A 10,850-nucleotide genomic window follows, 5' to 3' on the forward strand; every position below is an offset into this window, starting at 1 on the left:
AAGCCCTCATAACAAAAGCCGGACTGCTGAAAAGTAGTCCGGCTTTTTTATTTATCAGAATACGATTTTAATCCAATTTTAACACAGCGATTTATACCTATTATCCTATTTATTTGATTATCAAAACTTAACTGACAGCTGCAGATGAAGTAACTTAATACGCTTCATAAAACCACATTTTGGATATTAGAAAGCCTTTTTTCAACATTTAGAACATTTTCATAAATTTCGGTATACAATTGAACCCATATTGCCTAATTACAATTACATTCAGGAAGTTTTAAGCCACTGCACCTTTATGAAGGTAAATTTTACGCCACCTGAAGAGCTGATCCTTACACCGGATTTCTATAGTTCTATTGTACGTCATGCATCTGAACTCATTACAGTACTCAACTGTGAAGGGATCTATCAATACATTTCAGATTCGATAGCCACTGAACTTGGCTATACCCCGGAAGACCTGCTGGGCACCTATGTGTTTGACCTGATACATCCGGATGACGTACCTTCTCTTGAACAGGAGCTTTATAACCTGACTGCTGGCGACACCAAACAAGTAAACCTTCCTCCTGTTCGCTTCAAAGCCAAAAACGACAGCTGGCGCTGGCTCAGCTGTGTCGCGACCAACATGCTGGACAACCCCCACGTGCAGGGTATCGTGACCAATTCGCGTGATATTACCACGCAGATGGAGGCCTCGCGGCAGAGAAAAGAAAGCCAAGCTTATTACAAAGCGCTCTTCTTCAACAACCCCGACCTGGTGTTTACGATGAGCACGAGCGGGGAAGTGCAGGCCTGCAACGACGCCGTGGTGAAGCTGTCTGGCTATACGCGTGAAGAATTTCCGAAAAGCCATTTTGCCGAATTTGTGTTGCCGGATAACCGTGAAGAAACATTCAAGGCCTTCTCCACAGCCCTTACGGGACAGCCCTGCAACTTCGAGACCTGCATCCGCCACCGCGATGGCAGCAAGCGCTACTTGTCGGCCGCACTCGTACCCGTCGTGCTGGAGGGCCGGGTGCTCGCCATACAATGCATCGCCAAAGACAGCACCAACGAGAAAGAGGCAAACCTGCTTGTAAATGCACAGGCCAAGAAGCTGCACAAAATTTTGGAAGGGATGTCTGAAGGCTTTTTTGCCCTGGACAAAGAGTGGCGCTACAGCTTCGGCAACACTGTCTTCGCCAATTTCCTCAACCGGGATCTCGAAGACTTAATGGATCTCTGCATCTGGGAGGAATACCCGATGCTGGAGGGAACCCTCTTTAAGCAGAAATGCCATGAGGTGGCCGAAACAAAAAAGGCAGTACAGTTTAAGGAGCAATTCTGCGAGCTGAGTGCTTTTCTGCAGTTTACCATCAGCCCCTTTGAAGGCGGTATCCTCATTGCGTTTTCCGACATCACAGCGCAGGTTATCGCGCAGGAAGAGCTGCGGAAGCTTTCGCTGGTGGCCAGTAAAACGACAAACGGCGTGATCATCACCAACGGACAGTTGGAGATAGAGTGGGTCAATGAGGCTTTCTGCAACGTGACCGGCTATAGCATGGAAGAAGTAGTAGGCAAGCGCCCGAGCGACATCCTGACTTCTGCCGATACGGACCCGCGCGAGATCCTGTGGGTGAGAGAACAGCTGGCAAAGGGCATCCCGATGCGCAAAGAACTGCGCAGCTATAAGAAAAACGGCAACCTGATCTGGGCTGATGTCACCATCTCCCCTATTTCCAATGAGCAGGGCCAGATCGTAAAGCACATCTACATCCACACCGATATCACTGAACGCAAGCTCGATCAGGAGCAGTTACTCAAAACGACCGAGCACCTGTACCATCAGAATCAGGACCTGCAGCAGTTCAACTACATAGTATCACACAACCTGCGTGCGCCTGTCGCTAACCTGGTCGGGCTGTCGTCCGTGCTACAGAAGCTTGACCACAACAGCAACCGCTTTGCCAAGGGCCTGCAAAACCTGGAAACCTCCGCCCGCCGGCTTGATGATGTGATCAGTGACCTGAACAAAATACTGGCTGTGCGTTCCTCTGACCTCCAGGCGGCCCATGAGATCGTCCTGTTAAGCGAGGTAGCGACAGAAGTGGCGCAGAGCCTGCAGCATCTGCTGACCCAGGCCAATGGCCGGATCGTGCTGGACCTGAAAGAAGATGACCTGCTCTGGGCCAACCGGGCTTTCGTCTACAGCATACTGCACAACCTGATTTCTAACGCGATTAAGTACAAATCTTCGCACCGGGACTTACTTATAGAGGTAAATAGCGTAAGGAAAGATAACAGCCTGCAATTACGTGTAACAGACAATGGCAGCGGAATGGACCTGGACCTGGTGCGGCCGCATCTGTTCCAGCTCTACAAGCGCTTCCATACAGGGCCGGATGGTAAGGGCATCGGGCTATACCTGGTGAAAATGCAAATGAACGCTATTGGAGGCAAGATAGAGGTAGAAAGTAGGCCAGAAGCAGGCACCACTTTTACATTACAGTTTGAGCTCCCAGCCTATGGCCCGCAAGGTTTACATAATTGATGATGATGACATCAGCATATACCTGACATCCCTGGTACTGGAGGATGCAGGCTTTGCCGACGAGATTCATACCTATAGCTCTGCAGATGATGCCCTGGCTGCTCTGTCCTTTACTGACACTGCTCCCCTGCCGGATGTAATCCTGCTCGACCTGAACATGCCTGTCAAAAGCGGCTGGGATTTTCTGGAGGTGCTGCGCCCCTATGAAGAAAAGCTCAAAGGAAAACTGGATGTGTTCATCCTCACCTCTTCCATCGCTGCCAGCGACAAGAATCTTTCCCGTAATTACCCGCTTGTGCGCGGCTTCCTGCACAAGCCGCTCGACGAAGAAAGTCTGAACTACATGAAGCAGACGCGCAACAGCCGTGTCTAATCAGCATAGAGCGGCAGCCTGATCACAAAGCGGGCGCCCTCATGCTCGCGGCTGTGCACACTGATGTGGCCACCATGCAGCCGCACCAGCTCATATACAATGGAAAGCCCCAGCCCACGCGACTTCTCCCCGTTCAGTCCCGACCTCCCGACATTCGCCTTGCGCTCAAATAGTTTCGCATGCAGGTTCTCAGGTATACCGATGCCTGTATCGCTGTGCTCGATCACGACTTCATCCCCCTCCTGGTAGGCACTTATCGTGATGTTGCCCGTGCTTGGGGTGAACTTGATGGAATTAGAGATCAGGTTGTTCAGCACCTGGGATATTTTGATCTGGTCCAGGTCCAGCACGAGCGGTTCCTGCGGCAGATCCAGCACCAGCGTCTGCTGTACAATCTGCCCTTTCTGGTAGAACTCGGCCATGCTGCTGATCAGCTTATTCAGGTCGACGCGTGTTCTGGTCACGGAAATTTCCGGCGACACCAGATGCTCCTCGCTGAGCAGGTCGCGGATCAGATCTGTGCACTGAATGCAGGCATTTTCAATAATGGTGGTGTATTGCACTACTTCCTCCAGCCGGTTATCCTGCGTGTCTTTGCGCAGCAGGGCAGCTACACTCTGGACAATTGCCAATGGCCCGTGCAGGTCATGCATTACCATTTCGAGCGCACTGTCCTTGCGACGCCCGAACTCGGCGAGGTAGTTGATAAATTCCTGCTGACGACTGGTATCCTCGGCCATACCTGCCACAGCCACTATTTTCTGCGCTGCATCACGAATGGGGTAAACACTGCAGCGCATGTGACGCAGCCTGTTATTTCGCATCATGCGTATGGTTTTCTCAACAGGTTCTCCCCGCAGTAACTTGTGCCAGCAGTCAACCACGACGGCGCGATCTTCTTCGGGCACGGTATCGAGCAGGAGTTGGGGTTGCCGCTGAAGCCGCTCCTGCTCCGGTTCCCATAAATCGCGAAAAGCACTTGAAAGGAAACTGAATTTATTCTGTGCCAGATCAAACTGAAACATAATTTTATTACTCTGTCTGCTGATCTGGTTTATTGTACTGAGATTGTCCATTGTGTAAGGCGGTAAGTAGCGTCGCTATACATACGGCACGTCGCTTTACACGTTATATTCGTACCATGGAACGTCAGTACACTGCCACCAGGCCACAAAAAAGGATGCGCTACTCCCTGGTTTATCTGCTTATGCTTCTGCCGGTACTCTGCTGCCCGGCAAAACTGGCTGCGCAGCATAAGGATGTGCAGCAAAACGAGCAGTTCTGGTTTGGCTACATGACCTCGACCCGTGTTTCAGAGCGGTTTTCCATCTGGAATGACTTTCATTATATACCGGAGGGTTTTAGCGTGGTGCGAACCGGCCTGACTACACACTTTCCAAACCGCATTGATGTAACCGCAGGCTATGCCCATGTGTGGCTTCCGGTGGGTGGTGAGCTCAGGCGACGGGAGCACCGTCCCTGGGCGCAGGTCGTCATCCCGACCCCACTTGGCGGCAATTTTGCCCTGCAGCACCGGCTACGCTGGGATTTGCGCTATCGCCAGCGTACAGCAGCCGGTGAAATAACGGACGGCTATACCTTTAACCATCGCGTCCGCATCCAGACCGTGCTGCGGCGCAACTTCCCTGCACTTACGTTGGGGGGTGTACTGCCCAGCCTTGTTGTATCCAACGAACTGCTGATGAACCTGGGAGAAGAAGCCACCGCCCCTTTTGACCAAAACCGCATCTCGCTGATGGCTGCCACCCGGCACAAAGGGCTGATGCTGCAGGCGGGCTATATGAACCGCTATGTGCAGGCAGCCACACCGGGCCGCTTTACCAGTAACCATACCCTGGTGGTGTGGCTGTTTCACACCATAGACTGGCGCAGGCAGGATACACAGCCCTAAAGTATTGAAAGGGCTGGCCCTGATCAGAAGGTAAAAATGAGGGTAGCCCGGTTAAAGGCATAGCCAAGGCGGATGTCTGGCTGGGGTTTGCTGGCATAGCGTAGCCCTTCGTTGTATACATAGATTGCCCGGTGCTCCCGCTTCATTCTGGCACCGGCAAAAGGTATACTGAAGGTCAGCAGGCTCGCCCCCGCACCGGAAATCAACCAGTTGGGCTGGTTGCCGGACAGCTGCCTGCTCATCGGGTACGTGATCAGGAGCCCGCCGGCATAGGAAAGCACAGAAGCCGGAAGTGAGTTGCGGTTGCCTTTCTGAAGCTCTTGTCTTGCCTCCGGATGTTGATCCAAAATGTGCAAAAGCTGTTTTTTACTGATTTGTCTGCCATGCTGATAGTAAGCAAATCCAAGGCCTTTTTTCTGTACAATTATTTCACCGTCGCCCTGCGCCAGGGAGCAATTATACATACTACTCAAAATAAGCAGTACCATTAGTAAGTAAGTTTTCATAAGTATAAGGTGAGATTCAGGAACAAAATAGCAAAATGACACTTTATCTCAAAGTGCAATTTCCATATACGCATATCTTTGGATTAAAGTATAGATCCATCACACTTCACACCCACTGAAACTCAATACAGTACACCTGAATCAACACAAAAAAAGCAGCAAACCCATGGCTTGCTGCTTCGACTTAGAATAACACTTTATTATTATAGGCAGGTTTCCAGGCTAGCTTCCCAGCTGCGCTTCCAGCTCTTCGGCTTCCAGCATCAGGCTCTCCCACTTCTGGTTTACAGCATCCAGCTCCTTTTGCACCGATTCAAACTTCTGGGATGTTTCCTGTAGCACATTCGGGTTACCGTATACCTTTGGGTCAGCCAGCTCGGTTTCGAATTTAGCCAGCTCCTGCTCCAGTATCTGCACCTGTTTCTCTACCTCGCTTATCTGGCGCTTTACCTGCTTCAACTGGTTGTTCAGGGCATTGAATTCGCTGTTGTCGCGCTTCGGCTTTGGCTCGTCTTTTTTAGGGGCCGGCGCTGCAGCAGCATCGCGTTTAGTTTCTTTCTCGCGCTTCTCCTGGAAGGCCTCATACTCGTGGTAGGTGCCCGGGTACTCTTTCAGCTGGTAGTCTTCGATATACCAGATCTTGGTCGCGACGTTCTCCACAAAGTAGCGGTCGTGCGAGATCACGATAAAGGTTCCCTCGTACTGCTCCAGCGCCTGGATCAGGATATTCACCGACATCATGTCCAGGTGGTTGGTCGGTTCGTCGAGCATCAGGAAGTTGGCCTCTGAGATCAGCGTCTTGGCCAGTGCCACGCGGCTCTTCTCCCCTCCCGACAGCACCTTGATCTTTTTGAACACATCGTCGCCGGTGAAGAGGAAGGAACCCAGCAGCGTGCGCAGCTCTACCTCCGTTTTGCCGGAGCCGGCCTGCTGCAGTTCCTGCAGTATTTCGTTTTCCACGTTCAGTGCTTCCAGTTGGTGCTGTGCGTAGAAGGACATGATCACATTGTGCCCCATTTCACGCTTGCCCTGGATCGGCTCCGTGCCGGCAATGATGCGCAGCAGCGTGGACTTACCTTTGCCGTTGGCACCGATGAGCGCAATCTTGTCGCCCCGCTCGATGTGGACGTTGGTGTCCCGGAAAATCAGTTTGCTGCCGAAGCTCTTGCTCATGTGCTCGAGGCGGAATATGTGACGGCCCGGCTGAACGTTGAAGCGGAAGCTGAAGTTCACCTTCGCTGCCTCCGGTGCTACCTCCTCGATGCGCTCCATGCGCTCGAGCTGCTTCATGCGGCTCTGTGCCTGCTTGGCCTTGGTCGCTTTGGCCTTGAAGCGCTCAATGAAGCGCTCCGTCTGCCGGATCTGGGCCTGCTGGTTTTCGTAGGCGCCTTTCTGAATCTCGTTCCGCAGGGCTTTCTCTTCCACGTAGAAGCTGTAATTGCCCGGGTACAGGTTCAGTTTCGCCCCCGACACCTCCACCGTGATGTTGGTGGTTTTGTCCAGGAACTCCCTGTCGTGCGACACAATCACGACGGCCCCCTCAAAGCGGTCCAGGTAGGACTCGAGCCACTTGATAGAGGGCAGGTCAAGGTGGTTGGTCGGTTCGTCGAGCAGCAGCAGCGATGGCTTCTGCAACAGGATCTTGGCCAGCATCACGCGCATGCGCCAGCCACCCGAGAAAGAGGCCAGTGGTTGCTTCAGCTCCTCCGTTGTAAAGCCAAGTCCCTCCAGGATCGATTCCGCCTCAGCCTGCATGGTATAGCCACCCAGGGCCTCAAAGCGCTCCTGCAACGCTGCCAGCTTATCGACCAGCTTATCATGAAAGTTGTTCTCAAACTCCACCAGTATCTGATCGATCTCCTGCTGTAGCGAGATGGCCTCCTCAAAGGCCTGCATGGCCACCGACAGGATGCTCTCGTGCGTTTCATAGCTAAGCAGGTCCTGGTTCAGGAAACCGATGGTGGTTTCCTTGCTCATCTGAATGCTGCCACCGTCGGGCTTGTACTCGCCCACGATGATGCGCAGCAGTGTGGACTTGCCGGTACCGTTGAGCCCGATCAGGCCGATCTTGTCTTTGGGTTTGATGTGCAGGCTGGCATCCTCGTACATGGGGCGGCTGCCAAAATGAAAGCTAAGGTTATTTATAGAGATCATAGATTCAGAAAGCTGAGCTACAAAGGTACTTATTTTGGGAAACATCCCCAGTGCAAAGGTCCACAGACCAAAAGTCACCTCATACGTAGAAATAAAAGATGCCTGCTGCAAAAAGCCCCGGCCAGGTAAACATTATCACATGCACCTCGTTCTATAGCTTTATGCTTTTGAAAAATGTGTGTGCGATACGTTGAGAACAGCAATAAAAAAATAGCCTTTTATGATCGCAGTTACATCCCTGCTCGACCCATCTCATTCTGCGCGTGTATCTGAACTGACCGAGCTTCTTGATGAGAAATTTGGGCTCAATGAGGTGAAGATGACGCCATACCCGCACCTGACCCTGCTCACTGCCGAAATACCGGACATGGAAGAGATTCAGCAATACCTGGCTGAAACCAGCCGTGAGACGGAGCCCTTCACCATCCGCACCACTGGCCTGGGCGTGTTCCCGGGCGAGAAACCGGTCATCTACATCCCGGTGCTGCGCACAGCGCCGCTCAACCAGCTGCATGCCCGCCTGCACCGCGACATATCTGAGATGAGCAGCGAAATGGGCATCTACTACAATCCCAACATGTGGCTCCCTCACATTTCCCTGGCCCTCGGCGACACTTCCCCTGAAGTGCTGGGACCGGTACTCACCTTTCTGTTCAACTACAATTTCAACTGGGAGATCAGGATCGACAACCTGACCATACTGCAAAAGTGCGGTGATTATTACCTGAAGGAAGACGAGTATACCTTCGGGCGTAAGGAGCTGACGCTATAGCTTTGCTCCTCTTTATGCTTCCGCTATATCCCAGAATTTTCCAAGCATAGCCCTTCCTCAAACCTGCCTGTGGATTTACCACAGCTGATACCCCCATGGCTGTCATAAGGAAAGTATTATTTTAATTTAATTTTAATCACGTTTAGTTTCACTTTTTCTTAACCCCTTAAAATTCATCCCCGTATTCTTGAATTGATTTGATCACACAAAGTCAAAAGCATATCCTATACACATCTCAAAAACAAACATGACTATGGAAGAGAAAGACAATAAGCAGCCTAAGCCTACCCAGGTGAACGAAGACAGCAAAAACAAGCAGTTGGAGCAATACCGGGAAGATGGCCAGGGCGAATACATGACAACCGACCAGGGGGTCCGTATCAACCACACCGACGATTCCCTGAAGGCAGGACAGCGTGGACCTACCCTGATGGAGGACTTTCACTTCCGTGAAAAAATGACGCACTTCGACCATGAGTCTATACCTGAGCGGGTAGTGCATGCCCGTGGCTCAGGGGTTCATGGTTACTTCCAGCCTTATGATGACTCACTCAAGAAATATACGAAAGCCAGATTTCTGACAGAACCCGGCACACGGACACCTGTATTTGTGCGCTTTTCCACAGTGGTGGGGTCGCGCGGCTCAGCCGATACAGTGCGGGACGTACGCGGCTTTGCCACCAAGTTCTACACAGCCGAAGGCAACTACGACCTGGTAGGCAATAACATGCCTGTGTTCTTTATACAGGATGGCAACAAATTCCCGGACCTGGTGCACGCCATTAAACCCATGCCGGACAACGAAATGCCCCAGGCCTCTGCTGCGCACGATACCTTCTGGGATTTCGCCTCGCTTATGCCGGAGTCGACGCACATGCTGATGTGGGTGCTTTCTGACCGGGCTATCCCGAGAAGCTTCCGTATGATGGAGGGCTTCGGAGTTCATACCTTCCGCTTTATCAACGACGAGGGCAAAGCCACTTTTGTGAAGTTCCACTGGCGGTCGACATTGGGAGCAAACTCCCTGGTATGGGACGAGGCACAGAAACTGGCTGGTAAAGACCCCGACTGGCTACGCCGTGACTTGTGGGATGCTATTGAAATGGGCGACTATCCAGAGTTTGAGCTGTCCGTGCAACTTGTGCCGGAGGAGGACGAATTTAAATATGATTTCGACCTGCTGGATGCCACTAAAATCATACCTGAGGAACTGGTGCCCCGCCGACCGGTTGGTAAAATGGTGCTTAACCGTAACCCTGATAATTTTTTCTCTGAAACAGAGCAGGTGGCTTTCCACCCGGGTAACCTGGTGCCAGGCATCGACGTGACAAACGACCCGCTACTGCAGGGCCGTCTCTTCTCATACATCGACACGCAGCTCAACCGCTTTAACAGCACCAACTTTACGGAGGTGCCGATTAACAGACCGGTGGCTCCGGTGCACAATCACCATGGCGCGGGCTTTATGCGCATGACCATCGGCAAGGGCAAGGCCAACTATTGGCCAAACTCCATCGGCAATGGCTGCCCGATGATGACGCCTGAAGCCATGGGCGGCTATGTGCATTATATGGAGAAAGTCGAAGGCCATAAGATAAGAGCCCGCAGCGAAAGCTTTAACGACCACTACAGCCAGGCTACCCTGTTTTGGAACTCCCTCACCGAGCCTGAAAAAGAGCACCTGGTATCGGCGGCGCACTTCGAACTGGGCAAGGTAGAGCGCAAAGAGATCCGCAGACGGCAGGTTGCCAACTTCTATAAAGTAGACCCGCAGTTCGCGGCCCTGGTAGCTGCCGGCATTGGTGTGGAGATGCCTGTTGACCAGGACTCAGAGCCTACAGGCAATTTTGTGAAGGACGATGCCTCCGAGAAGATCAAAAAAGGCAAGTCGGTGAAAGAATCTCCGGCCATCAGCATGGAGAAAAACAAGATCGAGACAGCCAAGTCCAGGAGAGTGGCAATCCTGATCGAAGACGGCTTTGACTACAACGAAGTGATGCAGGTGAAGGAGGCCCTGGAGGCAGCCGGAGCGCATCCGAAGATCATCTCCAAGCTGCTCGGAAAACGCGTTTCCAGCACCGGCCAGGAAATAGAAGTGGACAAGCACCATGTGTCAGCCGACTCCATTATGTTTGATGCAGTGTACATACCGGACGGCGAAAAGAGCGTGCGCAAGATGATGGGCCTGGGCGATGCGCTGCACTTTGTGGCCGAGGCCTTCAAGCACTGCAAGCCGATCGCTACCTCTGGCTTCGGCATTAATCTGCTCGAGAAGGCCTTTGTGGTTGGCGTTAATTTCGCTGAGAAAGATTCAGGTAAAGTGATGTCACACTCCGGCGTAGTAACTGCCGGCTCCGACGCCGACGCCGGTGATTTCGCCGATAAGTTTATTGAAGCCATTAAAAAGCACCGCCACTGGGACCGTGAACGCCACATGACCCCAGCTTAAGTATTTAATGTTTGTTATTGATTGTTTGTTTGGAGCAAAGGCCGCGAAATTCGCGGCTTTTGCTTTTTAAGCTCAGTGGACTTAGCTAAAGTTTCAAACAACAATACTTTGTATTTTAGTTACGCAGGTATAGCTTGTCAGAATCTTT

8 protein-coding genes are annotated in these 10,850 nt (G+C 52.0%); 5 read left to right on the plus strand and 3 right to left on the minus strand.

From position 1 onward, the window contains the following. Positions 1–298: 298 nt before the first annotated feature. Entirely contained in the window at positions 299–2,536 is a 2,238-nt protein-coding gene (locus BW972_RS16915; RefSeq protein WP_076423006.1) for a PAS domain S-box protein, read from the plus strand. Beyond that, positions 2,511–2,909 carry a response regulator gene (locus BW972_RS16920; protein WP_007660932.1) on the plus strand — a complete coding sequence of 133 codons (399 nt, stop codon included), beginning with the start codon at positions 2,511–2,513 and terminating at the stop codon, positions 2,907–2,909. The genes BW972_RS16915 and BW972_RS16920 overlap by 26 nt, the downstream gene beginning before the upstream one ends. Here the strand turns inward: BW972_RS16920 and BW972_RS16925 are convergent. Then, complete coding sequence (locus BW972_RS16925; RefSeq protein WP_159439868.1) at positions 2,906–3,934, minus strand: sensor histidine kinase; 1,029 nt, start codon at positions 3,932–3,934, stop codon at positions 2,906–2,908. The genes BW972_RS16920 and BW972_RS16925 overlap by 4 nt on opposite strands. Before the next feature lie 116 nt (positions 3,935–4,050). Between BW972_RS16925 and BW972_RS16930 the strand changes: the two genes are divergently transcribed. Beyond that, positions 4,051–4,821, plus strand: coding sequence for a DUF2490 domain-containing protein (locus tag BW972_RS16930; protein ID WP_076423008.1), 771 nt, complete (start codon positions 4,051–4,053; stop codon positions 4,819–4,821). A gap of 23 nt (positions 4,822–4,844) precedes the next feature. On the opposite strand, the gene BW972_RS16935 is transcribed toward BW972_RS16930, so the two are convergent. Then, positions 4,845–5,327 (minus strand): hypothetical protein, encoded by a 483-nt coding sequence (locus BW972_RS16935; RefSeq protein WP_143732128.1) that lies wholly within the window; start codon positions 5,325–5,327, stop codon positions 4,845–4,847. A gap of 222 nt (positions 5,328–5,549) precedes the next feature. Beyond that, positions 5,550–7,481: an ABC-F family ATP-binding cassette domain-containing protein gene (locus BW972_RS16940; protein ID WP_076423222.1), complete on the minus strand. Its 1,932-nt coding sequence runs from the start codon at positions 7,479–7,481 to the stop codon at positions 5,550–5,552. 220 nt (positions 7,482–7,701) lie between these two features. Between BW972_RS16940 and BW972_RS16945 the strand changes: the two genes are divergently transcribed. Beyond that, entirely contained in the window at positions 7,702–8,253 is a 552-nt protein-coding gene (locus tag BW972_RS16945) for a 2'-5' RNA ligase family protein (protein WP_007661227.1), read from the plus strand. Positions 8,254–8,506: 253 nt separating this feature from the next. Next, positions 8,507–10,702: a catalase gene (locus BW972_RS16950; protein ID WP_076423223.1), complete on the plus strand. Its 2,196-nt coding sequence runs from the start codon at positions 8,507–8,509 to the stop codon at positions 10,700–10,702. Positions 10,703–10,850: the final 148 nt, after the last annotated feature.

Origin of the sequence: Pontibacter lucknowensis (genome assembly GCF_900156415.1) — a bacterium.
GTDB classification, from domain to species: domain Bacteria; phylum Bacteroidota; class Bacteroidia; order Cytophagales; family Hymenobacteraceae; genus Pontibacter; species Pontibacter lucknowensis.